This is a genomic window from Streptomyces aureocirculatus (assembly GCF_000720475.1).
GTDB lineage: Bacteria > Actinomycetota > Actinomycetes > Streptomycetales > Streptomycetaceae > Streptomyces > Streptomyces aureocirculatus.
In genome coordinates, this window is sequence record NZ_JOAP01000024.1 from 28,378 (window position 1) to 52,618 (window position 24,241).

Genomic DNA, 24,241 nt, shown 5'->3' on the forward strand with positions numbered 1-24,241 from the left:
GGGTCGGTGGGGTGGGGATGCGGGGCACAGTCCTTGACGGTCGGTACACGCTCACGGAGCGGATCGGCACGGGGGGCATGGGGGCGGTCTGGCGGGCCAGGGACGCACGCCTCGACCGTGAGGTGGCCGTGAAGCTGCTCGGCCTGCCGCCGGACACGTCCGCGTCCGAGCGTGCCCGCATGCTGGCGCTGTTCGCCCGCGAGGGGCGTGCCGCGGCGGCGCTCGACAGCTCGTACATCGTGCCGGTCTTCGACCACGGCACGGACGGGGACATCCCGTATCTCGTGATGCCACTGCTCTCGGGCCGTACGGTGACCGAGCTGCTCGCGGGCGGACGCGGGCTGCCGCCCCGGCGCGTGGCGCGCATCGCGGCACAGGTGTGCCGCGCGCTCGCCGTGGCCCACCGGGCGGGCATCGTGCACCGGGACATCAAGCCGGCCAACGTGATGGTCACCGACGAGGGGACCGCGAAGGTACTCGACTTCGGCATCGCCAAGTTCCTCGACGCGGCGACCGGAGCCGGCGGCTATCTCACCCGCACCGCCGACTCCCCCATCGGCACGCTGCACTACATGGCCCCCGAGCGGTTCACGCGCGCTCCCGGCGACGGGCGCACCGATGTGTACGCGCTGGGCTGCATGGTCCACGAGATGCTCACCGGCAGCCCGCCGTTCGACGCGCCGTCGGCCGCCGCGCTCATGCACTGCCACGTGTACGAGACACCGGACAAGCCCTCCGTACGGCGGCCCGAGCTCGCGCCCGCGTGGGACGACCTCGTGGGCCGGATGCTGGCGAAGCCGCCCGCAGGGCGGCCGGACGCCGAGCAGGCACGGCAGGCCTTGGAGGCCCTGGGGGCCCTGGAGGCCCTCGACACGGACCCGGCGCCCGGGGAGCCGCACGCGCGGGCCTCTGCCGCACGCACACCCGCCGCGGCGGCTCCCGGCCCTTCGGCGCCCATGCCGGGCGCCCCCGCTGCACGGACGCCCGCAGCGTCCGCGTCCACCCCAGCGGCCCCCGCCGCGCCGACGCCCCCGGGCACGCCGCACGCCACTCCCGTCAGTGGCCCCGTCGACGGAACCCGAACCCCGCCCCGGCACCCCACCTCCTATCCACTCGCCCCGCCGAGACCGGCGGCCCCACCGTCCCCGGAGCCCGCGCGGCGCCCGCGTCGGCCGTTGTGGCGCACCTGGTGGGTGCCGGGCGGTGCGGCCGTCACCGCCGCCGCGCTCGTCGCCGCGCTCACCTTCACCGACCCGTTCGGCACCGGGGACGGGAACGGCTCCGGCAACGGGGGGAGCGAGGGCGGTTCGGGCGGCCCCCGGCCCGTCGGGCAGACCGGCACGGTGGCCGCGCGGGCCAAGACGGAGACGCTGGAGACGGGCACGGCGAGCGATTCGCGGGGGCCCGCGCCCGCCGTAGGCGGTGCCCGCGGGGGCGGGGAGGTCACCGTCCTCGAACCCACGGAGCTCTCCGGCATCGACCCGGGCAAGATGTGGTCGGGCGCCGACCGGATCTTCGCCCGTCTGGTGCACCGCAGCCTGACGGGCCTCAAGACGCTGCCCGACGGCAGGGTCAAGCTCGTGGGGGATCTGGCCACCGACGCGGGACGCCCCGCCGCCGGCGGCCGGACCTGGACGTTCACGCTCAAGGAAGGGCTGACGTACAACGACGGGTCCCCGGTCCGCGCGCAGGACTTCGCCCACGCGATCGAGCGCACGCTCGGCGCCGACTTCGCCCTCGGCGACAGGACCGTACACAGTTGGATCATGGGACCCAAGGGCGCCGCCGGCCTCGGGGGCAAGCCGAGCACCCTCGCCCCCGACACCATCGAGACGCCCGACGACCGCACGGTCGTCTTCCGTCTCCACCGCGCCCGCCCCGACTTCAACGTCGCCCTCGCGGGCCCCAGCGGCGCGCCCGTGCCCGAACGGGCGAAGGCCGCCTCCGCCGAAGGTTCCCCGGGACCGCTGCTGCCGTCCACCGGCCCCTACCAGGTCCGCACCCACCGGCCCGGCAAGGAGGTCGTCCTCGGCCGCAACCCCGAGTGGAAGGCGGACACCGACCCGCTGCGCACCGCCTACCCGGACGCGTACCGCATCGAGTCCGGCGTCTCCGTGCGGGACATCGCGTCCCGCACGGCGGCCGCGGGCCGCTCCGACGCCGTCATGTCGTTCACCGGCACCCTCGGCAAGAAGGAACTCGACGGTGTCCCGGCCGGCACGGGCCGCCTGTCGGCGCCCTCGGCGTTCGTGCAGTCGTACCTGATCAACACCCGCAGGGTGCGGGACCTCAAGGTGCGCAGGGCCATCGCCACCGCGCTGCCAGCCGCCGACGTCCTCGCGGCAGGCGGCCGTGAGACCGGCACCGTGCGCCACAACCTGCTGCCGCCCGGCGTCCGCGGCGCACGCTCCTTCGACCTGTACCGGCCCGGTGCACACGGCGACCCGGCCAAAGCGCGGGCGCTTCTGACGGAAGCGGGCGAGGTGGGCTTCCGGCTCACCATCGGCTGCGCGACGGATGTGGACGCCGAGCGGGCCGAGGTGGTCCGCGCCGCCCTTCAGCGGGCCGGGTTCCGGGTCGAGACCGAGCAGGCCGACATCTCGAAGTTCTACGGCAACGCGGGCGCGGGCAAGTACGACCTGTTCCGCGCCCCCGTGGGCGGCGGCCTGCCCGTCGCCTCCTCGTTCCTGCCCGACTACTTCGACGGCGAGTTCACCTACCCCACCACGTCGAACTTCTCCCGGCTCGACGACCCCGACGTGGACACCGCCATGGACGCCGCAGGTGCCGCCCGGTCCCTGAGCGCCGCAGGACACCTGTGGTCCACGGTCGACCGCCGCGTGATGGAACAGGCGGCGGCCGTGCCCGTGTACGTACCGACGAGGACGCTGCTGTACTCCAGAGCGCTGCGCGGGCTCCAGATCGACCTGGACGGCGTCTCACCGCTCAACGCGTACGTGAGCGGACGATAGCCGACCAGGTACGGCCGACGAGGTACGGCCGACAAGATCTCAGCAGGCGTCGGCCAGTTCCTCGATGCGGGCGGCGAGTCGCTGGTCGGGGTGGTGGTACTGGGCGCCGTCGACCTCGTCCACCTTCAGCCGGTCGACCGCCTTGCACAGCTCCTCGGTGTGGCCTGCCAGGTCCTGGACGTACGGCGTCGGCGCCAACTGGACGTCGGCGTCGAGGTCGAGGGCCTGATGGGCCCAGTGGTCGGCGTCGCGCAGCTCGCCGCGGCGCAGATGGAGCAGATGCAGGCAGTAGGCGGCGGTGGCGTTGCCCGCGCCCGCGGCGAACTGCCACCACCACAGGGCGCCGTCCGGGTGCCGGGCGAGGTTGAGCAGACAGCCGAAGCGCAGCGCGCCGTCGGCGTCGTCGGGCACGACCGCGATCCTGGCCAGGTGCTCGGCGGCGTCGTCGCTGTGGAGGAACGCGGTGGACAGGGCCCACAGGTCCGCGTCGGCGCGGGCCAGGGCGGTGGGGAGCTGTCCCTCGGGGGTGGGGCCGATGCCGAACATCAGCACGGCGGTGACATCGCGGACGACCTCCTGTTTCAGGTCGTCCAGGTCCTCGTCGGCGAAGCTGTCCGAGACGGCCGCCCGGCGGAGGATCTCGTCGATGGTGCGCGGCACGGTCTTACTCCTTCTCCTCGTCGTCACCCAGGTCCAGGCCGAGTTTCGTGGCGATGCGCTTGCGCGCCTGGCGGCGGTGGGCCCGCACGGTGCTGGCGTGGATGCCCATGATGCTGGCGACCCGCTGTGCGGGGTAGCCGAGGACGTACTGCAGGATGATGACGTCGAACTGGCGCTCCGGCAGGGCGGCGATGGCGGTGTAGAGGCCGAGCGGGGACTCCAGGGCCCGCAGTTGCTCGCGCATGGCGTTGAGCGTGGCCCGCACCGCCTCGTGGACCGCGGTCGTGCGCGCGTTCGCCGGGGCGGTGCTGCGTCCGTCGGCGGTGGGGCCGGGATTCATGCGCAGGTGGCTCTCCACGCGCAGCTTCAGCGCCCGCCATGCGTACGCTTCCGGGCCGCCCTCCTGGAGCAGGATCGCGGACCAGTTCAGGGCGAGGTGGGTGTAGAGACGGTGCACGACGGTCCTGGCCGCCTTCTCGTCGCCCAGCAGGGTGGCTGCGTACCGCAGTTGCGGCCGGGCGTACATGCGGAAGAAGGCGTCCAGGGACGTCGGCATCTCGTAGTGGATGCCGTGCAAGGCGTTCAGGTCCTCAACGGAGGTCGAAAGGGTGTGCGGTGCGTCGCTGTTCTCCGGGCCTTTCATCACTAGCCCTCCTTGTCCCGGGTCACGGCCGGGGCCTGGGCGGTGGCCGTGGGTCCCCCCTCGGGGGGCCTGAGCAGTTCGGCGACGCCGACGCGGGCGCCTGCGCGCAGCAGCCGACGCGCGCCCGAGGCGATGTCGGGGAAGAAAACGCGCAGTGCGGTGGCGACCGCAAGGAACATCAAGAGATCGTTCACGGTTCCGAGGACCTGTCCTCTCCTGCTTGCACAGCGTCAAGTCGCCCTGCCCAGAGGGCGGATGACGCTCAAGGGCACCTCTCTGGGCCCTCGACGGCAGGATTTCGGATCGGAGGGGTCAAACGTGCAGGCCGATCCCGATCGGTTTCTGACTCAAGGTGACCGCATCACCACACAGAGGCGTAGACCAATCCCCTAAGTTACCGCTTAGACACCGTACGTGAGCAGCCGTAACGCCCGCCCGACACGTCGACGAAAGGTCGACTTCACCCCAACGTGAACATCGAACACGTGACGCACCTCACAGCGGCGGGGGGCCCGCGCGCGGGCAGCCGGTGCGCGCCCCGCCAGGGGCGCGGGGAACTGCGCGCTCAGCGCAGGACAAGCCGCAGACGCGACTGCCGCACAGCGAGCAGACGCGTCTGCGGCTTGTTCGTGGCTGGCCGCGCAGTTCCCCGCGCCCCTGACGGGGCTCCCCTTCAGCGCCCGGTCGACCGGGCGAGGAGCGCGTCGACCAACTGCCGCGCGTACGCCGTCGACAGACCGTCCGGGCGGAACAGGATCCGGTACATCACCGGCGCGACGACATGGTCCATGACCTCCTCGCGCCCCGGGAACCCGCTCTCGCCGCGGGCGCGGGCACGGTCGAGTACGAGGTCGACCTGGGCGGCGGCATAGTCGGAGCACTGCCCCGCGTTGCCGCCGTCCGGGTCGCCGAGGAGCGCGTCACGGGTGTAGGCGCGCCCCGCCGTGGACGACATCTCGTCGAGGAACTGCTCGGCCCAGGCCGTCAGGTCGGCGCGGAGCCCGCCGAGGTCGGCGGGGTCCGTGTCGGGCCGCAGCCGCTCCACGGCGACGTCGGACAGGAGCTCCTGGAGGTCCCCCCAGCGCCGGTAGATGGTCGAGGGAGTGACGCCTGCCCGCGCGGCGACCAGCGGAACCGTCAGCGCCTCGCGGCCCCGCTCGGCCTCGAGCTCCCGCACGGCGGCGTGCACGGACGCCTGCACACGGGCGCTGCGCCCACCGGGTCGGGCCATGGGCTTCGGGCTCATTCGATCACCTTAACGCTGCTTTCCGACGGCCGGCGGACGGCTTCCGGCGGACGGTTACCGGCTCTGGCTGCCGGCTTCGGCGGCGGGACCGGGGGCGAGCCGGCCCGCGTCCGTCCGCGTCGCCTCGTACGCGCGGCCCGCCCGCAGCACGGTCCGCTCCTCCAGGGGGCGCCCGATGAGCTGCATGCCGATGGGCAGCCCCGCCCGGTCCTGCCCGACGGGCACGGTCAGGGCGGGCGCGCCGGTGATGTTCGCGGGCGCGGAAAGGCGTACATAGCTGTCGGACACGCTCTCCACCGAGCCGTCGGCCCACTGCACGGACTGCTGGTCCACCGGTGCGGCCGTGAGCGGCACGGCGGGCGCGGCGACGATGTCGACCTGCTCCATCATCAGGGCCCAGGCGCGCCGCATCAGGGTGCGGGCACGCTGTGCGCGCAAGTAGTCGCCGGCGAGGAGGAGTTCGCCCGCCTCCAGGAGCACGCGGACGTCGGGTGCGTACAGCTCGGGTGTCGTACGGAGCGTGCGCTCGTGGTACGCGGTGGCCTCGGGGACCATCAGGCCCCACTGCACCGCCTTGACGTAGCGGGTCATGGGGATCTCCACGTCGACGAGTTCCGCGCCGAGGTCACGGAGCCGCTCGATCGCCTCCCGTACGGCGGCCTCGACGTCGGGGGCGACCCGGTCGAAGTAGTAGGTGCGCGGGACGCCGACGCGCAGGCCGGTCAGGTCGCCCGCGGAATCCTGCGCGTCGCGGCCGGTCAGCGCGGCGAGGACGAGGTCCGCGTCCCGGACCGTGCGGGTGAGGGGGCCGACGTGGTCGAGGGACCAGGACAGCGAGGTCACCCCGTCCCTGGGGATCAGGCCGTAGGTCGGCTTGAGCCCGACGACGCCGTTCAGGGAGGCGGGGACCCGTATCGAGCCGCCGGTGTCGGTGCCGAGCGCGAAGGTGGCCGCACCGGCCGCGACGGCGACAGCGGAGCCGCCGCTTGATCCGCCCGCGACCCGTTCCGCGTCCCAGGCGTTGCGCGACTGCGGGGTCGTCAGACCGTACGCGAACTCATGGGTGTGGGTCTTGCCGAGGAGCACCGCGCCCGCGTCGGCGAGACGGACGGTGACGGCGCTGTCCCCATCGGCCACGTGGTCGGCGCGGACGGCCGAACTCGCGGTCGTGGGCAGCCCCTTGACGTCGATGAGGTCCTTCAGGCCCATCGGGATGCCGTGCAGCGGCCCGCGCGGGCGGCCCGCCGCGATCTCCTGTGCGGCCTGCGCGGCATCGGCACGCGCCCGCTCGGCCAGGACGTCGACGTAGGCGTGCAGCCGCCCCTCGACCGCTTCGGCGCGCGCCAGTACGGAGTCGGTGAGCTCGACGGGAGACAGGTCCTTCGCGCGGATCGCCGCTGCCGCGTCGGCGAGGGTCAGCTCAAAGGGCCGCATGGCGTGCCTCCGGGGCCTCGGGGGCGAACGGGACGTCGAACGAGGGCGGGACGTCGCCGAAGTCCAGCTCGCGCAGGGTGGCGACGACGGCGTGGATGTGGTTCGCGGTGGCGGTCACGAGGTCCGTGCGGCCGGGCTCCAGCGGGAGTCCTGCGCGGCGCGCCCACTGGGCGGCTTCGCCGGGGGCGAGATCTTCGGGAGGCATGGGCGGGTCCTTAGTTGCGCGGGGCGTGGTGGCCACGCCTTGCACGGGTGGCCACGCGGGGCATGGGCAGGTCTTCCGGCTTTCCGGCGGGTGCCATAAACGCTAACTGTTTGCGTTAGGTGACAGTAGCCCCTATGGTCACTTAATGCAAAGCAATAGCTTTTAATCGGCCTCCCCCTCCGCCCCCTCACCCCTCCCCTGTCGCGCTCCGCGCCCAGCTCCGCGAAAGGCCCGTCATGCCCCCTGCCACCTGGACCCTCGGCGGCATCACCGCACACCGCGTCGACGAAGTGCCCCTGCCGCCCGGAACCGGACCCTGGCTGCTGCCCGCCGCCACCCCTGAGGTCGTCGCCGACACCCCCTGGCTGCGCCCCGACTTCGCCGACCCCGCGGGCACCCTGCGCCTGAACAGCCACAGCTTCGCGGTCGAGACCGGCGGGCGCCGCATCCTCGTCGACACCGGCATCGGCAACGGCAGGGAGCGCGCCAACCCGGCCTGGCACGACCTGGACACCGATTACCTCACCCGCCTCACCGACGCGGGATTCCCGCCGGAGTCGGTCGACCTGGTCGTCCTGACCCATCTGCACGCCGACCACGTCGGCTGGAACACCCGCGCGGAGGGCGGCGGCTGGGTGCCGACGTTCCCGAACGCCCGGTACCTCACCACCCGTACGGAGTGGGACCACTGGGCCGCCGCCGACATGGAGGAGCCCCGGCGCCAGATGTTCCGCGACTCCGTCCACCCGGTCAGGGAGGCGGGCCTCCTCGACCTGGTGGACACCTCATCGGGCCCGGTCGAGGTCACCCCGGGCCTGCGCCTGCTGCCCGCGCCCGGCCACACCCCCGGCCAGGTGGCCGTCGAGCTGCGCGGTGACGACCGCACCGCCCTGATCACCGGCGACGCGGTCCACCACCCCGTCCAGTTGGCACGGCCCGGCATCGGCTCCTGCGTGGACATCGACCCCGCCCTCGCGGAGAAGACCCGGCGCGCCCTGCTCGCATCGGTGGCGGGCACCGAAACCCTGCTCCTGGGCAGCCACTTCGCCGCGCCGACCGCGGGCCGGGTCACCGCACAGGGCGACGGCTACCGCTTCACCTCCGCATTGGCCCAGACCTATTGACGAAAGGTCTATACCTACTTACCGTCTGGCGCATCACTTCCCATCCGTGGCAAGGCCTCCGAGGGAGTACGCGATGATCGGTCGGACGGTACGTCTGTTGGGAGCGGCCCTCGCGCTGGCCTTCGCGGCACAGTTGCCCGCCGCCGCGCTGCCGGACACGGCGGGTGCGCCCGCCGGTCCGCGGGCGGACACCTGCGAGGTGAAGTCGAAGCCCGCGGGCAAGGTGCTCCAGGGCTACTGGGAGAACTGGGACGGCGCCGCCAACGGCGTGCACCCGCCGTTCGGCTGGACCCCCATCAACGACCCCCGCATCAAGCAGCACGGCTACAACGTCATCAACGCCGCCTTCCCGGTGATCCGCTCCGACGGCACCGTCCTGTGGGAGGACGGCATGGACTCGACGGTGAAGGTCTCCACGCCCGCCCAGATGTGCGAGGCCAAGGCCGCCGGTGCCACGATCCTGATGTCCATCGGCGGCGCCGCCGCCGGCATCGACCTGAACTCCGCCTCGGTCGCGGACCGCTTCGTCGAGACGATCGTGCCGATCCTCAAGAAGTACAACTTCGACGGCATCGACATCGACATCGAGACCGGCCTCGTCGGCAACGGCAACATCAACCAGTTGTCGCCGTCCCAGTCCAACCTCATCCGCATCATCGACGGCGTCCTCGCCAAGATGCCGCCCAACTTCGGTCTGACGATGGCCCCGGAGACGGCGTACGTCACCGGCGGCAGCGTGGTGTACGGCTCCATCTGGGGGGCGTATCTGCCCATCGTCAAGAAGTACGCCGACAACGGCCGCCTGTGGTGGCTGAACATGCAGTACTACAACGGGAGCATGTACGGCTGCTCCGGCGACTCCTACTCCGCGGGCACCGTCCAGGGCTTCACCGCCCAGACGGACTGCCTGAACAAGGGCCTGGTCATCCAGGGCACGACCATCAAGGTCCCCTACGACAAGCAGGTACCGGGACTGCCCGCGCAGCCGGGGGCGGGCGGCGGCCACATGTCGCCGGGCCTCGTGAGCCAGGCCTGGCGGCACTACAACGGCGCCCTGAAGGGCCTGATGACCTGGTCCATCAACTGGGACGGTGCGCGGAACTGGACGTTCGGCGACAACGTCAAGGCGTTGCAGGGACGGTGACGCCGTCCCTCATCGGGGTGGCGGGTACACCCCGATGAACGCCACCCCTGCGCCACCGGACGTCGGGCCGCCCGGCGTCGGGCCGCCCGGCGTCGGGCCGCCCGGCGTCGGGCCGCCCGGCGTCGGGCCGCCCGGCGTCGGATCGCCCGGCGTCGGGCCGCCCGGCGTCGGATCGCCGGAACGGAAGCTCTTGAGACGGCGGCGGGCCTCGACGGCCTCGTCCGTGCGGCCCACGGCGGTGAGCAGCAGGGCGTGGGTGTCGACGCCCTGGGCCAGTTGGTCCGCGTGCTCGTCGGATGTCGGCGCGAGCCACCACAGCAGGCCGACGGCCTCCTCGATCGCCGCCAGGGCGCGCGGCAGCTCCCAGCGCTCGACGAGGTGCATCCAGGCGATCGTGCGAAGGAGCCCGGCGAGGTCCGAGCGTTCGCCGTCCCCGCCCGCCGCCGCGAAACGGCGCCGCAGCTCCACGGCCTCGTCCCACGCCGCCCCCGCGCGGCCGCGGCTCCCCGTACGGAAGGACTCCAGGGCCAGGCTCTGCAACGCCGCGGCCAGCGCGGGCTCGAACTGCCGCGGCAGCCTGGCCGCGAGGCGGCGCCGGACGGTCACGGCCTCCTGCAGGACCCTGCACACCTCCGTGGTGGCACCGAGCGGCGCGAGACAGGCCCCGAGATTCATGAGGGCGGCGGCGAGGTCCTCGTCGAACGTGACGGATCCCCCCTCGGCAAGGCCGCGCAGCACCGCCACCGCCTCGGCGGCCGCCCGGTGCGCCTCGGCGTGCCGCGCCACCCGGGTCAGCCGGCGGCTCAGGTTGACGAGCGCGGTCGCGAGCGCGGGTTCGTGGGTGTGGGGGTTGGCACGGGCCAGGCCGCGCCGGATCTGCACGGCCTCCAGGGCGGCGGCACAGGCCTCCTCCCTGCGCCCTGCCTGCGCCAGACAGATCGCCAGGTTCGCCAGAGCGGCGGCGAGGGGCGCCTGTTGCGCCTGTTGGGCGTCGCCCGGCGCGGGGGGCGCGGGAGCGGGAGGATGCGCCGCTGGCACGGGAGGCTGGGGCGCGGAAGCGGGAGGATGCGCCGCGGGCACGGCAGCGTGCCTCGCGGTCGGCGGGTGCACCGCCCGCCGCTCCTCCGCCGTGCCGACGAGACGCCGCCGGATCTGCACGGCCTCGTGGACGGAGTGCAGGGCCTCCTCCCAGCGGCCCGCCGTCGCCAGGTCGGCGGCGTGGTTGGACAGGGCGAGGGCCAGCTCGTCGCCGTGCCGTCCTGGCTGTTCGTCGACCAGGCGGCGCAGCAGCCGCACGGCCTGACCGCTCGCCGCGAGCGCGTCCGCGAACTGGCCGTCCTTGGCCAGGTAGACGCCCACGTCGCCGAGCACGGCGGCGAACGACGGCTCCGGCGCGTCGGTGCGCGCGGCGTGCATGCCGCGCCGGATGGCCATCGCCCGCTGCCCCGACTTCAGGGCCTGGTCGTGCAGGCCCGCGTGGGACTGGCGCTGGGCGAGCGCGTTCAGGGTCCGCGCCTGCTCCTCCGGGTCGTGGGTACGGGTGAGGCGCCGGTCGGCGAGGCGCTGGGCGAGGGCTGCGGCACCGGAGTTGAGGTCGGTGTGCGCGCCTTCGGGCAGATGGGTCTCGATCGCCTCCAGGACGTCCGGGTCCAGGCCCTCGATGTCGCTGAGGGCGGCGAGCGTCGCACCGCCCGCCGCGACGCCGAGTTCCGGCCGCTCCCTGAGCAGCGGCTCCAACTGCGCGGCGCGCACATGGGGCCAGCGTGCCGCCGTGGCGACGAGCGTGGCGAGCACCCGGCGCAGGCAGGGCAGCGGTTCGCCGTCCAGGAGCCGGCGCGGGGCGTCCAGGGCCCAGGGGTCGGGCGGGAAGCCGTCTGTGCCGTGGCCGGTGACGCTCAGCGCGAGGAAGTCCTCGGCGAGCCGGTCGGGGTAGAGGGGTTCGAGCACGGTGCCACCGGCGTTGCCGTCGGTGGCCGGGTACGACAGGGCGTGGTCCTTGAGGATCTGGTCGGCGTGCTCGCCGGAGCCGACGGCGATGCGGGTGAGGACGCCGAGGGCCTCGCGGTGGCTGAGCGCGCTCGTCATCGCGGCGGTGTAGACGGTCTGCCCGAAGGCGTCCGGGGTGATGCGGACGCGCGCATTGCCGTGCAGCGACTCCCAGTGGGCGCGCTCACGGGCCAGCAGATAGGCGGAGACCGCCGCCGCGCCGTCGGGCGCCTCCCGGTGGCGCCGGTGGGCGTCGACGGCGGCGAGCGCGGCCATGTGGACGGCGAGTACCTGGTGGTACTCGGGGTCGCTCGCCAGGCCGTCCGGCGGTCCGACGGCATCGACGTCGGGTACGCCGAGGGCGCGGGCGAAGCAGTCGCGTGCCGTGCGGAACAGCGTCTGCGGCGCCACGTCGGCGTCGTCGGACAGGCCGGGCAGCCCCAGGTCGGCCACCGGGATGTCGAAGTCGCCGAGGCGGTGGACGAGGTGCTGCCACCAGGTGCCGCGGGGCCGGGCGACGAGCAGTACCCGGACGCGGCCGCCCTGGCGCACGGCGTCGAGAAGCAGTTCGATGAGGTCCGCGGTGGGCCAGCGTTCGGCGTAGTCCACCACCATCAGGACCGGCGCGTCGCCCTCGGTCCGCCCGGAGAGTGGCAGGGCGGGCGACAGGAGCCCCGCTGTCGCGTGCCGCGCCTGGAGCACGCGCCAGCCCCGTGCGTGGCTGCTCCGCGCGAACTGGGCGGCCGTCCGTGACTTGCCCTGGCCGCCGGGTCCGTGCACCAGAAGCGCCGAGACCTGGTCGGGGCCGTCGCGCCAGGCCGCGAGCCGGGCCAGTTCGTCGTGGCGGCCGGTGAAGTCGACCAGGGCGTAGCGGGCGTCGAGCAGCCGGGCGGGCTGCTGCCGTACCCAGGCGGGCGGCAGCGCGGGCCGGGTCAGCGGGAAGGCGTCCACGGCGTAGAGCGGGCGTTCCGCGCCGAGGTGGACGGCGCGGATCTCCTGTGCCTGGATCACGGACCCGTGGACCGTCCCGCCCTCGATCCACTGGCGGTGCATCGTCACGTCGGCCCCTGTCGTCCCACCCGGTCCCGCATTCCTCGCTCCCGCGCCCCGATCGGTCCCGGATTCCACCGGTCCCCGCGCCCCACTCGGTCCCGCGTCGCACGCCCCGACGTGCCGCGAAGTTCCACTGTCCCACGGTGGGGCCACCGCGCTCAGGAATCGTCGACGCTGTGGACGATCTCGTTGTAGAGACAAGAGTGATGGGTCTTCAGGTGATCGATGAGCTGGTCGACGAGTACCGTGGGGGCGTCTTCCGTCAGCCATTCGAGGAGGACCAGGGACTGCGCCGTGGTGAGCCGGGGCAGATCCCGGTCGAGGAGGGCGGTCAGAACGGGTACGAGTCGCCGGACGACCCCTGCCGACGGGGTGAGGACCCGGAAGGCCGCGCCGATCCTTCCGTACAGGTCCTGGATCTCCGTGGCGATCAGTTCGGATCCGCCCTGGAGCCACAACCGCAGCAGGTCGTGGGCGGTCGAGGTGCCGACCCGAGCGCCCTCTCCGGTGAACGTGGTCACCAGTGGGCCCAGTGCCTCGAACAGCGGCCGCAGCGCCTGGAGCGCCACTCCGTCGTTCGTCCCTGCGGACACGTCCATCTTGTGCCAGAGCTCGTTCCAGTACGTGCGGTGCCAGACGGTGTGTCCCTCTTCCCGGGGAGCCCGGAAGAGCCAGTGCGCGTCCACCGGCTCCGGGGGCCCGAGATCGCCCTGCCGGACGGCGACTTCGAGGTCCCGCTCCTCCCCCAGCTTGGTGCGCCGCACGCTCAGTGAGAGGGCGAGGTCGGTCCACTGCACCTCGCTGAGGGACGACCGCCACAGCAGCGCGTGCCGGTGCCAGGCGCTGCCCGCGTCGGCCGCCGAGGGAAACAGCGCGCCGGCCGTCGTGCCGCCGGTCAGGAGCAGGACGAGCACCACCAGGTTGGCCCCGTAGATCCCGTGCCGGGAAGCCGCTCGGAGGCGTCGCGGGAGATACGCCGGATACGGCTGCCCGGCGCGCAGCTCCCGCTCCCCCATGGCCCGTACGACGAGCCGCGCCAGCGCATCGCGCTCGGCCCGCGGCAGCCGTTCGACGCGGGCGCGGGCGAAGCGGAGCATCTGCCGGGAGGAGAGCGGTGCGAAGGAGAGCAGGGCGAACATCAAGTCGTCGTTGAGGGGCTCGCCGCCCATCGACAGGGCGGGGCGATGGGTGAGGAGCCCGGACAGGAGCCGTACCGCGAGGCGGACCGCCAGATACTCCCCGAAGGTCGCGTGCAGGAATTCGTAGGTGGACAGCGTCCGGCCGTCCCTGATCGACTGGGCGCGCTGCACGAAGAAGAAGCGCCCGAGGGCGACTTCGGCCTGCCCGAGGGGCGAGCGGAGCCCGGAGGCGCGGGCCGAGGTCCGGCCGAGAAGCGCCGCCAGGTCCTCGTCGAGCTCCGCCGTCGACACCCATTGGCGCCGCCGGTTCAGCATGGCGAAGGCCACGAGGGAGAGCCGTTCGAGCTCCTCCTCGACCCGCTGCTCCACTTCGTGTGCGGCGACCCGGGTGTCCTTGCACACCTCGCGCCGGGCGAAGGAGCCGAGCAGCGCCTCATAGAGATCGGCCTCGTCCAGGGGGTGCCGGTCCTCGCCGTGCAGGTCGTTCCCCGCGGCCTGGTAGAGCGCGAGCATGGTGAGGAGCAGGGGCTGGCCCGCGAGGGCGCGGTGCGGTGCGACGGCGTCCCAGGTGAGCGGTGGCAACCCCAGGGCCCGGAAGTTCAGGGCGTTGGTGAGGTTCCAGCGCTCGATCCAGAGCTGGACCTGCTCCTTCCTGAACGGTTCGAGGCGCAGCGCGACGGTGCCCTGCGGGTAGCGCGCCCGGTCGGCGACCGCGGTACGGCTTGTGACCACGGCCAGGACCGGACGCCCTTGCTCCGCTTCTCGCTCCTGGAAGCGGGCGACCCGTACCAGGAAGTCGTTCTGGTGCACTCCGGTGGTCTGGAGCAGCTCGTCGAAGCCGTCGAGGAGGACGACGGGCACCGCCGCCCCCGCCGCGCGCACCAGGTCGGTCCAGGTGGCCCGCTCCCCGGTGGCCTCGCGGATCGCCTGCTCGATCTGGTCCTGGATCTCGTCGTCCGCGCGGACGACGCGCAGCGCCACCCGCACCGGCAGGAAGCCCGCCGACGGCAGCCGGGCCGCGAGGATGCGGATCAGGACGGACTTGCCGGCGCCCGGCTGGCCGAGCACGAGCAGCGGGGCGGCGGTCAGACCCTCCGAGGTCAACGCGCCCGTCAGATACTCGGTGAGGTCCTGCCGCAGCGGTGTGCGCGCCCACCATTCCTCGTCCGCCGGGCTGCCCTGCCCGTCCACCGCCCGCACCCGGAAGTCGGGGTCGAGATAGCCCTCGGCCAGGGCGGGCACCTGGATTCCCTCCGGGGTCTCCTGGGCGTCGAGGATCCGGTGGTCGAGGGCGGAGCGGTGCGCGCGGGAGAGGGCGCCCGCGACGTCCACCGGTGGCCGGTGCCCGGCCGCGCTCGCGGCCAGGAGCGTCTCCAGGCCGGCGAGGGCCCTGCGCAGCTCGGCGCGCGTCGCCTGGTGCTCCAACCGGCCCGACCAGTAACGGAACTCCGGCGCTTCGAGGACGAGCCGGGCGTGCAGCTCCTCGTACTCCGCGACGGCGAGGCGCGGCACCGTCGTCCTCATGGTGGCCGCCGTCTCGTCGCGTGCCGCCCTGTCGAGGCGCGCCCACACGTCGAGGTCCTGGAGAAGGCCGTGTGTCCGCGTCGCCAGGTGCTGGTACCAGCCGCGGAGCCGGTCGAGGTGGTCCTCGTACGGAAGGTGGGGCGCGGGGTGCGGCGCGTCCACCTGCGCCAGGGTGTCCGTGAGGCCCGCGTCCGCGGGGAGCCGCCCGCCCGCCACGACGAGCTGCTCCCCGCGGGTGGGTACCACCTCGTCCAGGGAGAAGGGCAGCTCGGCCCGCTCCAGGGAGTCGAAGAAGGCGAGCACGACGATCACGGTGTGGGCCGCCTCCAGGACCCGGGTGCGCTCCACCCGGCCCTCGGTGTGGCGCAGCCGCTCGCCGAGGCCGCGCGCCGCGTCGCGCCCGAGGCCGAGGATGCGGCCCCGCGCGTCGAACATCCCGAGCACACCGCTGCTGAGACCGCCGGTCGCCAGGTTGAGCGCCCCGCCGAGCGCGCGGTCGAGTGCCGCCATCGCGGGCGGATCCCCGCCGAGCAGCACAAGGGCGTCCCCGAACGACAGCAGCTTGCGCCGGCCCACAGTCCCCCCGATGGCATGCGTTGCACGGACTCCGCTGCCAGCCTGCCACGGATGGAGCAGCGAAGAGACCGCTTCGCGGCGCATCCGTGGGGTCCGCCCCGGCAGGGCGAAGCGCCCGCGCGAGCCCTCTTGTTGCGGGTGCGGGCATCTGCTTGACTCCGCCGCCGGAACGCCACCTCATGGGCGGAGGAACCTGATGGACATCACCCGCAGACGTCTGCTCACCGCGCTTGCGGCGACGGGCCTGTTGTCCGTGGTCCCGGCCGGTCCGGTGAGCGCGGCACAGGCCGCGGGGGGCCTCGCGCGGCTGCGGGCCAACACCGTGGCGGTGTTCGCCGGGACACCGGAGTCCAACGCCCGCCCGGAGACCGCCGCGAAGATCGCCGCCGTGGAGCGGCTCGCGCGGACGCATCTCGCGGCCATGGACGCGGCGGGTGACGGCGAGCTGTTCGCCGGTCTGCCGCTCGGCAGCGACGACGCGAACCTGAACACCGCCTACCGCCGCCTGTACGAGATCGCCCTCGCCACCCGGACCCCCGCCGGCGGCCTGCACGGCGACACCGTCACCGCCCGCCGCGTCGTCGACGGCCTGGCCCGGCTCCACGAGCGGTACTACGGCGACCAGTCCAAGGGCTACTACGGCAACTGGTTCCACTGGGAGATCGGCATCTCCCAGCACGTCAGCAAGACGCTTGTGCTCCTGTACGACGAGGTGCGCGCCCAGCGCCCGGGGCTCGTGCGCACCTATGTGACCTCCATGGACGCCTATCTGCGCAACGGCACCGACGGTGACGTGAACTTGGACTCGCGGTTCCACACGGGTGCGAACCTCGCGGACATCACGACGAACCGCGTCCTCCAGGGCGCGCTCATCGACGAGGAGGCCCGTGTCCGCAAGGCCCTCACGGACCAGTTGACGGTCTTCGTCACCATCGACCCCTACCACCTCAACCACGGTGTCACGGACGGCCATTACGCCGACGGCTCCTTCATCCAGCACGCGTCCGTCGCGTACACCGGCTCCTACGGCAAGGGGCTCCTGACGCGGGTCGTACAGACCCTGAAGATCCTGGACGGCACCGGGTTCGCGCACGGCGCCGAGCTGGTGCCCGTCGTCCACGGGTGGGTGCGCGACGGTTTCGCGCCGCTGATCTTCGAGGGCTGGATGATGGAGATCGTCAAGGGGCGCGCGGTGTCGCGGACCGACTCCGGCTACACGGACACCGCGGCCGTGGCGGAGGCCGTCGTCGACCTGTCCTCGCTCGCCGACGGGGCCGCGGCCACCGCCCTGAAGGGGTACGTCAAGCATCTGCGGGAGTCCTCGCGCGCCCCGCTCGACCCGGCCCGCTTCGTCTCACCCGTCAGCGTCGCCCGCTACGCCGACATCCTCGCCGACGCCTCCGTGCCGGCGGCCGACCTCAACCCCGCCGCGCGCAGCGTCGCCTTCAACGCCATGGACCGGACCGTGCACCGCAGGCCAGGCCACGCGTTCGCGCTCGCCCGCAACTCGGCGCGGATCAGCAAGTACGAGTACATGAACGGCGAGAACCTCATGCCGTGGTTCCAGGGCGAGGGCGCGCACTATCTGTATCTGGCCGGGCAGGACCAGACGGGCGCCCACGGCGTGGACTACTTCACCACGGTGTCGCCGTACGCCCTCGCCGGGGTGACGGCACCGGTGGAGCGGCGCCGCACCGTCCCGGAGCTGTACGGCAAGCCGTACTACGACAACCCCGGCCACCCGCTGCGCTTCACGTCGTCTTCGGAGTCCCAGAACCGCTACGTGTACTTCCCGCGCGGCACCCACGCGCACTCCGGCGGCGTGGTGCTCGGGGCGTACGGCACGGCCGCGATGGTGCAGTCCGACGACGCCGCCTACGCCGACCGGGAGTTGCTGCCCGACGACTTCGTGGTGCACCGGGGCGCGGCGGCCACCAAGTCGTGGTTCCTGCTCGACGACGAGATCGTCGTCCTCGCGGCGGGGGTCGGCGACGCGGCGGGGCGCGCGGTGACGACGACGGTGGACACGCGGATCGCGGCGCCGGACGACGAGGTCCTCCTGACCGGTGTGCGCCGCGACGGCGGCGCCTGGTCCGGCACGGGCGGCGCGGAGCTACGCTGGCTGCGGTACGCCAACCGCACCCGGGGGGAGGCCGTGGGCTATCTCTTCCTCGACACGCCCTCGGTACGGGTCGCCCTGGACCGGGTCACGCGCAGCCGCCGCGTGGTGCGCACCGCCAACCCGGACACCGCCGTGACCCGCCAGGTCTTCGGTGTGGGCGTCGACCGGGCGGCCGGGGCCGGGTTCGGCAGGCTGGCGTACGCGCTGGTGCCGCACGCGACCGCGGCACGCCTTCGCGGCTATGCGGGCGGGCCGCTCAAGGTGCTCGCCAACTCGACGCGCGCCCAGGCCGTGTCCCATCGGGGCCTCGGCCTCACCGGCGTCAACACCTTCGCCGACGGGCCGCACGACGTGGGGGCCCTGCGGGTCACCGGTGCGGCGTGCGTCCTGGTCCACGAGGCACGGCGCTCCGGGACCCTGCGGGTCGCCGTGTCCGACCCGACCATGGGGCGGGGCCGGGTGGGCGTCCTGGTGCGGGGGCGGCGGCTGCGGGTGGTGGCGGCGGATCCGGGGGTGCGGGTACGCGGGGAGGGCGGGGGCACGTGGATCGACGTGGACACCCACCACGCGTACGGGCGGAGCTTCACGGTCACGCTGCGCGGGGGGCGGTGAGGCACGGCACGGCCGCCCCCGTGCGGCACGGCACGCCCGCCCCCGGCCTCACGCGGCCACGGTGTCGTGGTGGATGGGCGTGTGCGCGCCCCGCAGCGGCGCCCCCGTGCCGCCGCGGCGGGTGGCGACGATCTCCGCGGCGATGGACAGGGCCGTCTCCTCGGGGGTGCGGGCCCCCAGGTCGAGACCGATGGGCGAGTGCAGTTGGGCCAGCTCGGCGTCGGTGAGGCCCGCGTCGCGGAGCCTGCGGTCGCGGTCCTCGTGGGTGCGGCGCGAGCCCATCGCGCCGACGAAGGCGACCGGCATCCGCAACGCCCGCACCAGGACCGGCACGTCGAACTTGGCGTCGTGGGTGAGTACGCACAGGACGGTCCTGGCGTCGGTCCCGGTGCGCTCCAGGTAGCGGTGGGGCCAGTCCACGACGACCTCGTCGGCTTCGGGGAAGCGCTGCGGGGTCGCGAACACCGCCCGGGCGTCGCACAGCGTCACGTGGTAGCCGAGGAACTTGCCCGCGCGTACGAGCGCCGCCGCGAAGTCGACGGCGCCGAACACGATCATGCGGGGCGGCGGCACGCTCGACTCGACGAGCAGGGTGAGGCCGCCGGGGCAGTGCGCGCCGTCCTCCGACACCTCGACGGTGCCGGTGCGGCCCGCGTCGAGCAGCGCCCGCGCCTCGGCCGCCGCGGTGCGGTCGAGGACGGGCGCGCCGCCGAGCCCGCCCTCGTACGCACCGTCGGGCCGCACGAGCAGTGTCCTGCCGAGCAGGTCGTCCGGGCCGCGGGCCACCCGTACGAGGGCCGCGGTCTCCCCCGCGGCGGCCGCGGCGAGCGCGGCCACGTGCACCGGGCGGTCCGGCGTGCCGACGCCCACCGGGGTGACCAGGATGTCGATGACTCCGCCGCAGGTGAGGCCCACGGCGAAGGCGTCGTCGTCGCTGTATCCGAAGCGCTCGACGACGCTCTCGCCGTCCTGGAGGGCCTGGGCGCACAGCTCGTACACCGCGCCCTCCACGCACCCGCCGGAGACCGAGCCGATGACCGTGCCCGCGCGGTCGACGGCGAGGGCCGCGCCGGGCGGGCGCGGGGCGCTGCCGCCGACCGCCACGACGGTGGCGACGGCGAACTCACGGCCCTCGTCGGCCCACCGGCGCAGCTCGTCGGCGATGTCAAGCACGGGTGGTTCCTTCCGGTACCGCGCCCGCCGCCGCGAGCACCCGGTCCGGCCGGATCGGCAGGGCGCGGTGGCGTACGCCCGTGGCGTGCCGGACGGCGTTGGCGATCGCCGCCGCGGCGCCCACGATGCCGATCTCGCCGATGCCCTTGATGCCGACGGGGTCGTCCGGGTCCGGGTCGTGCACCCAGTCGGCCTCGATGACGGGCACGTCGGCGTTGGCGGCGAAGTGGTAGCCCGCGAGGTCGCCGTTGGCGAGGCCGCCCGAGACCCGGTCCCTGATCGCCTCCTCGTGCAGGGCCATGGACAGTCCCCAGGTCATGCCACCGACGAACTGGCTGCGCGCGGTGAGCGGGTTGACGATCCGGCCCGCGGCGAAGATGCCGAGCATCCGGCGCACCCGCACCTCACCGGTGTTGACGTCGACGGCGACCTCGGCGAACTGGGCGCCGTAGGAGTGCCGTTCGCGTTCGGCGAGCGCGCCGACTGCCTCCGTGGTGTCGGAGCGGACGGTGATCCCCTCCGGCGGCAGCTCCGCGGACAGGGCGAGGCGTTCGCGCAGCTCGGCCGCGGCGGCCATGACCGCCCAGGACCACGAACGCGTGCCCATCGAGCCGCCGGACAGCCAGGCCTGGCCGAGGTCGCTGTCGCCGATGCGCACACGGATCCGGTCAAGGTCCGCTCCGAGGGCGTCGGCGGCCACCTGGGCCAGCGCGGTGCGGGCCCCGGTGCCGACGTCGGCGGCGTTGATCCGGACCGTGAAGGTGCCGTCGGCCTCGGCGGTGACGGCCGCGGTCGAGGGGGCCACGCCCGCGGGGAAAGTGGCCGCTGCCGTGCCCGTGCCGAGCAGCCAGCGGCCGTCGCGGCGGACGCCGGGGCGCGGGTCACGGCCTTCCCAGTTGAAGCGGCGGGCGCCCTCGCGGAAGCAGGTGAGCAGTTCGCGGTCCGCGAAGGGCAGTCCCGTGACGGGCCCGACGGCGGGTTCGTTGCGGGCCCGCAGCTCGATGGGGTCGAGGCCGCACTTCTCGGCGAGCTCGTCGAGCGCGGACTCCAGGGCGAACGAGCCGGGCGCCTCCCCCGGCGCCCGCATGAACGTGGGCGTGGGCACGTCGAGCCGCACCACGTGGTTGGCGGTGCGCAGGGCCTCCGCCTCGTACATGGCGCGGCCGTAGCCGCCGGTCGCCTCGACGAACTCGGTGAGGGTCGAGGTGAGCGACACCCCGTCGTGGTCGAGGGCGCGCAGCCGCCCCTCGGCGTCGGCGCCGAGCCGGACGCGCTGCGCCGTGGGGCTGCGGTAGCCGGTGAGCGAGAACACCTGGCGGCGGGTGAGGACCACCCGTACCGGGCGCCCGACGACGGTGGCCGCCATCACGGCGAGCACGTTGTGCGCGCGCAGCCAGCCCTTGGAGCCGAAGCCGCCGCCGATGTGCTCGGAGCGCACGTGCACGGACTCCGGGTCGAGCTGGAAGAGCGCGGCGAGGTCCGTGGCCGTCATCATGGTGCCCTGGCTGGTGTCGACCACTTCGAGGCGGCCGCCGTCCCAGCGCGCCATCGCCGCGTGCGGCTCCATGGCGTTGTGGTGCTGCTCCGGGGTGGTGTACAGCTCGTCCACGACCACGGTGGAGGCGGCCAGCTCGGCCTCCAGGTCGCCCTTCTCCGTGACGGCGGGGCCCTGGACGGTGGCCTCCGGTGTGTAGCGGTCGGGGTGCCGCGGGTCGAAGGCGACGTCGTGCGGCTCGGTGTCGTACTCGACCACCAGCGTCTCTGCGGCCTCCCTCGCCTGTTCGGAGGTCTCGGCGACGACGAGGGCCACCGGCCAGCCGACGTGCGGCACCCGGTCCCGCTGGAATATCTCCGCGACCGGGTCGGGCCCCAAGGTGCCGACGAAGCCCTCCTGGAGGCGGGGCGCGTTGCCGTGGTGCAGCACGGCGAGCACGCCGGGCATCTCCCGTACGGGTGCGTCGTCGATGGAGCGGACGCGGCCGCGGGCGACGGTGGACACCACGACCCAGCCGTGCGCGAGTCCGGCGAACGGCACCTCACCGGCGTAGCGGGCCGCGCCGGTGACCTTGTCCAGGCCCTCGATGCGGGTGCGTGCGGTGCCGACGGCGCCCGTGGCCCTGGTCGTTCCGGTCGCTGTCGTCATCGCTTCGCCCCTTCGGTCGGCTCGGTCCGCTCGACGGGCCCGGTGCCTGTGGCGAGCTCGGTCAGCAGAACCACGGTCACATTGCGCAGCAGCGGCACCTTGTACCCGTTGTCGGGCAGGGGCTCGGCCGCGGCCAGTTCGGCGTCCGCCGCCGCGGCGAAGGCGGCGGCCGTGGCGGGGCCGCCGGTCAGCGCGCGTTCGGCCTCCCGGGCGCGCCAGGGCCGCGACGCGACCGCGCCGAACGCGAGGCGCACCTCGTGCACGACGCCGTCCCTGACGTCGAGCGCCGCGGCGGCCGACCCGATGGCGAAGGCGTACGAGGCGCGCTCGCGGATCTTGCGGTAGCGGGAGTGGGCGGCGACGGGGGCGGGCGGCAGGGTGATGCCGGTGATCAGTGCGCCGGGCGGCAGCGCGGTCTCGCGGTGCGGGGTGTCACCGACGGGGAGGTAGAAGTCCGCCCACGCCAACTCGCCGGTTCCTGACGCCGTTTCGTAGGAGACGACGGCGTCGAAGGCGGCGAGCGCCACCGCCATGTCGGAGGGGTGCGTGGCCACGCAGTGCGCGGACGCGCCGAGGATCGCGTGGTTGCGGTGGATGCCGTCGAGGGCGGAGCAGCCGCTGCCTGGCGTGCGCTTGTTGCAGGGTCTGGCCGTGTCGGCGAAGTAGCCGCAGCGGGTGCGCTGGAGCAGGTTCCCGCCGACGGTGGCCATGTTGCGCAGTTGGCCGGAGGCGCCCGCGAGGACGGCCTGGGCCAGGGCGGGGTAGCGGCGCCGGACCTCGGGGTGCGCGGCGAGGTCGCTGTTGGTGACCGTCGCGCCGATGTGCAGGGCGCCGTCGGCCGTCACCCCGATGCCGTCCAGGGGCAGTTCGGTGACGTCCACGAGCAGCGCGGGGCGCTCGACGCCGGTCTTCATCAGGTCGACGAGGTTGGTGCCGCCGCCCAGGAAGCGCGCATCGGGGGCGGCGTCGAGCAGGGCGACGGCCCCGGCGACGTCGTGCGCCCGCTGGTATCCGAACTCCCTCATGCCACGGCCTCCTCGGTCTGGGCGCGACCGTCACGTACCTCGTCGGCGGCGCGTGCGACCGCCTCCACGATGGCCACATAAGCGCCGCAGCGGCACAGGTTGCCGCTCATGCGCTCGCGGATCTCGTCCGCGTCGAGCGGTGCCGGTTCCGCGTCGGGCCGTACGTCGGCGGTCGCGGCGCTCGGCCAGCCCGCCGCGTGTTCCTCGATCACCGCGATGGCCGAACATATCTGCCCGGGCGTGCAGTAGCCGCACTGGTAGCCGTCGAGGTCGAGGAAGGCCTGCTGCACCGGGTGCAGTTGGCCGCCGTCGGCGACGCCCTCGATGGTGGTGATCTCCCGGCCCTCGGCGGTGACCGCGAACTTCAGACAGGACAGTGTGCGGCGGCCGTCGACGAGGACCGTGCAGGCGCCGCACTGGCCCTGGTCGCAGCCCTTCTTCGTGCCCGTCAGATCGAGGCGCTCACGCAGGGCGTCGAGCAGGGTGGTGCGGTGGTCGACGGGCAGCGTGTGCTTCTCGCCGTTGACGTTCAGGGTGATGCCGCTGGACGTCTCGGTGGCGCTGGACGTCGGTGGAACCATGATCGGCCTTCTTTCGCGGTGTACGGCGGGCGCCGGGGTGTGCGGGGCACCGTGGTGCGGGTGACGCGGAAGGAGAACAGGGGGTGCGGGTGAAGCGCAGCAGGTCGCGGGCGGCGTCGACCGAATGCATTCGGCCACATCTCCCGCTATGGTGGAGTGGACTCAAACGGACATCTGTCCGCTTATTGTTCGAGAACCTAGTGGACAGGTGTCCGCTTAGCAACCCCGGCCCACGTCGGCCGGTCCCCCGCCGATCATCGGAGGCGACGAGTGCGGGAGAAGAGAGAGACCCCCCTGCGCTCGGACGCGCAGCGCAACCGCGAGCGCATCCTCGCCGTGGCCCTGGAGGAGCTGACCCGCTCCGGCGACGCCCCACTGAGCACGATCGCCAAGAAGGCCGGTGTCGGCCAGGGCACGTTCTACCGCCACTTCCCGAGCCGTGAGGCCCTGGTCCTGGAGGTCTACCGGCACGAGGTGCGGCAGGTCGCCGAGGCCGCGCCCCGGCTCCTTCAGGCCTACCGGCCCGAGCGGGCCCTGCGGGAGTGGATGGACCGCCTCGCCAGGTACGCCATGACCAAGGTCGGCCTCGCCGACGCGATGCGCGCGGCGACCACCTGCCACGGCACGCTGAAGAGCGTGGCGCAGGGCCCGCTCACGACCGCCGTCACCCTGCTTCTGGAGGCCAACGAGCAGGCGGGCACCATCCGCCCGGGGCTCACCCCCGACGACTTCATGCTGGCGATCGCCGGGCTGTGGCAGATCGACCCGCAGCAGGAGTGGCAGCAGCGCGCCGACCGCCTCCTCGACCTGGTCATGGACGGGATGCGGGCCGGCGCGCCGGGCACACGCGCACAGGCCGAGTGACAGGGCGCGACCGCC

At 73.6% G+C, this 24,241-nt stretch carries 17 protein-coding genes; 5 read left to right on the forward strand and 12 right to left on the reverse strand.

Annotated features, from left to right (window positions below; genetic code table 11):
- The first annotated feature begins 17 nt into the window (after positions 1 to 17).
- A complete protein-coding gene (locus IG78_RS0122650) occupies positions 18 to 2,972 on the forward strand; it encodes an ABC transporter substrate-binding protein (protein ID WP_078964879.1) in 2,955 nt (984 codons plus the stop codon).
- A gap of 39 nt (positions 2,973 to 3,011) precedes the next feature.
- Here IG78_RS0122650 and IG78_RS44215 read toward each other — a convergent pair whose 3' ends face one another.
- From IG78_RS44215 to IG78_RS0122680, 6 genes are all read right to left on the reverse strand, one after another.
- A complete protein-coding gene (locus IG78_RS44215) occupies positions 3,012 to 3,632 on the reverse strand; it encodes a hypothetical protein (protein ID WP_051852855.1) in 621 nt (206 codons plus the stop codon).
- 4 nt (positions 3,633 to 3,636) lie between these two features.
- Positions 3,637 to 4,275: a sigma-70 family RNA polymerase sigma factor gene (locus IG78_RS44220; RefSeq protein WP_051852856.1), complete on the reverse strand. Its 639-nt coding sequence runs from the start codon at positions 4,273 to 4,275 to the stop codon at positions 3,637 to 3,639.
- Between the two features lie 2 nt (positions 4,276 to 4,277).
- Entirely contained in the window at positions 4,278 to 4,469 is a 192-nt protein-coding gene (locus tag IG78_RS0122665) for a hypothetical protein (protein WP_030566070.1), read from the reverse strand.
- 479 nt (positions 4,470 to 4,948) lie between these two features.
- On the reverse strand, positions 4,949 to 5,521 hold the full coding sequence (locus tag IG78_RS0122670; RefSeq protein ID WP_063760784.1) for a TetR/AcrR family transcriptional regulator: 573 nt from the start codon (positions 5,519 to 5,521) through the stop codon (positions 4,949 to 4,951).
- A 54-nt stretch (positions 5,522 to 5,575) separates the two neighbouring features.
- Entirely contained in the window at positions 5,576 to 6,955 is a 1,380-nt protein-coding gene (locus IG78_RS0122675) for an amidase (protein ID WP_030566074.1), read from the reverse strand.
- Positions 6,942 to 7,160 carry a hypothetical protein gene (locus IG78_RS0122680; protein WP_030566076.1) on the reverse strand — a complete coding sequence of 73 codons (219 nt, stop codon included), beginning with the start codon at positions 7,158 to 7,160 and terminating at the stop codon, positions 6,942 to 6,944. Before IG78_RS0122680 ends, IG78_RS0122675 begins: the two co-directional genes overlap by 14 nt.
- A 236-nt stretch (positions 7,161 to 7,396) precedes the next feature.
- Here IG78_RS0122680 and IG78_RS0122685 point away from each other — a divergent pair, with 236 nt between their 5' ends.
- Together IG78_RS0122685 and IG78_RS0122690 are read left to right on the forward strand one after the other, a co-directional pair.
- Positions 7,397 to 8,284 (forward strand): MBL fold metallo-hydrolase, encoded by an 888-nt coding sequence (locus IG78_RS0122685; RefSeq protein ID WP_030566078.1) that lies wholly within the window; start codon positions 7,397 to 7,399, stop codon positions 8,282 to 8,284.
- Positions 8,285 to 8,357: 73 nt separating this feature from the next.
- Entirely contained in the window at positions 8,358 to 9,428 is a 1,071-nt protein-coding gene (locus tag IG78_RS0122690; RefSeq protein WP_030566080.1) for a chitinase, read from the forward strand.
- Between the two features lie 9 nt (positions 9,429 to 9,437).
- Here IG78_RS0122690 and IG78_RS52200 read toward each other — a convergent pair whose 3' ends face one another.
- Together IG78_RS52200 and IG78_RS0122705 are read right to left on the reverse strand one after the other, a co-directional pair.
- The gene (locus IG78_RS52200) at positions 9,438 to 12,467 is read right to left on the reverse strand and encodes a tetratricopeptide repeat protein (protein WP_263972713.1); all 3,030 of its coding nucleotides are present in this window, start codon (positions 12,465 to 12,467) and stop codon (positions 9,438 to 9,440) included.
- A 158-nt stretch (positions 12,468 to 12,625) separates the two neighbouring features.
- Positions 12,626 to 15,706, reverse strand: a complete 3,081-nt coding sequence (locus IG78_RS0122705; protein WP_051852858.1) for an NACHT domain-containing protein — start codon at positions 15,704 to 15,706, stop codon at positions 12,626 to 12,628.
- A 196-nt stretch (positions 15,707 to 15,902) separates the two neighbouring features.
- On the opposite strand from IG78_RS0122705, the gene IG78_RS0122710 reads away from it, so the two are divergent.
- On the forward strand, positions 15,903 to 18,440 hold the full coding sequence (locus IG78_RS0122710; protein ID WP_030566086.1) for a polysaccharide lyase family 8 super-sandwich domain-containing protein: 2,538 nt from the start codon (positions 15,903 to 15,905) through the stop codon (positions 18,438 to 18,440).
- 48 nt (positions 18,441 to 18,488) lie between these two features.
- Here IG78_RS0122710 and IG78_RS0122715 read toward each other — a convergent pair whose 3' ends face one another.
- Genes IG78_RS0122715 through IG78_RS0122730 form a run of 4 tightly spaced genes read right to left on the reverse strand, consistent with a single transcriptional unit; the run spans position 18,489 to position 23,362 of the window.
- Positions 18,489 to 19,613 (reverse strand): XdhC family protein, encoded by a 1,125-nt coding sequence (locus tag IG78_RS0122715; RefSeq protein ID WP_030566088.1) that lies wholly within the window; start codon positions 19,611 to 19,613, stop codon positions 18,489 to 18,491.
- On the reverse strand, positions 19,606 to 21,756 hold the full coding sequence (locus tag IG78_RS0122720) for a xanthine dehydrogenase family protein molybdopterin-binding subunit (protein WP_030566090.1): 2,151 nt from the start codon (positions 21,754 to 21,756) through the stop codon (positions 19,606 to 19,608). The genes IG78_RS0122715 and IG78_RS0122720 overlap by 8 nt, the downstream gene beginning before the upstream one ends.
- Positions 21,753 to 22,781 carry an FAD binding domain-containing protein gene (locus IG78_RS0122725; RefSeq protein WP_030566092.1) on the reverse strand — a complete coding sequence of 343 codons (1,029 nt, stop codon included), beginning with the start codon at positions 22,779 to 22,781 and terminating at the stop codon, positions 21,753 to 21,755. The genes IG78_RS0122720 and IG78_RS0122725 overlap by 4 nt, the downstream gene beginning before the upstream one ends.
- Complete coding sequence (locus IG78_RS0122730; RefSeq protein ID WP_030566094.1) at positions 22,778 to 23,362, reverse strand: (2Fe-2S)-binding protein; 585 nt, start codon at positions 23,360 to 23,362, stop codon at positions 22,778 to 22,780. Before IG78_RS0122730 ends, IG78_RS0122725 begins: the two co-directional genes overlap by 4 nt.
- 270 nt (positions 23,363 to 23,632) lie before the next feature.
- On the opposite strand from IG78_RS0122730, the gene IG78_RS0122735 reads away from it, so the two are divergent.
- The gene (locus IG78_RS0122735; RefSeq protein ID WP_030566096.1) at positions 23,633 to 24,226 is read left to right on the forward strand and encodes a TetR/AcrR family transcriptional regulator; all 594 of its coding nucleotides are present in this window, start codon (positions 23,633 to 23,635) and stop codon (positions 24,224 to 24,226) included.
- Positions 24,227 to 24,241: the final 15 nt, after the last annotated feature.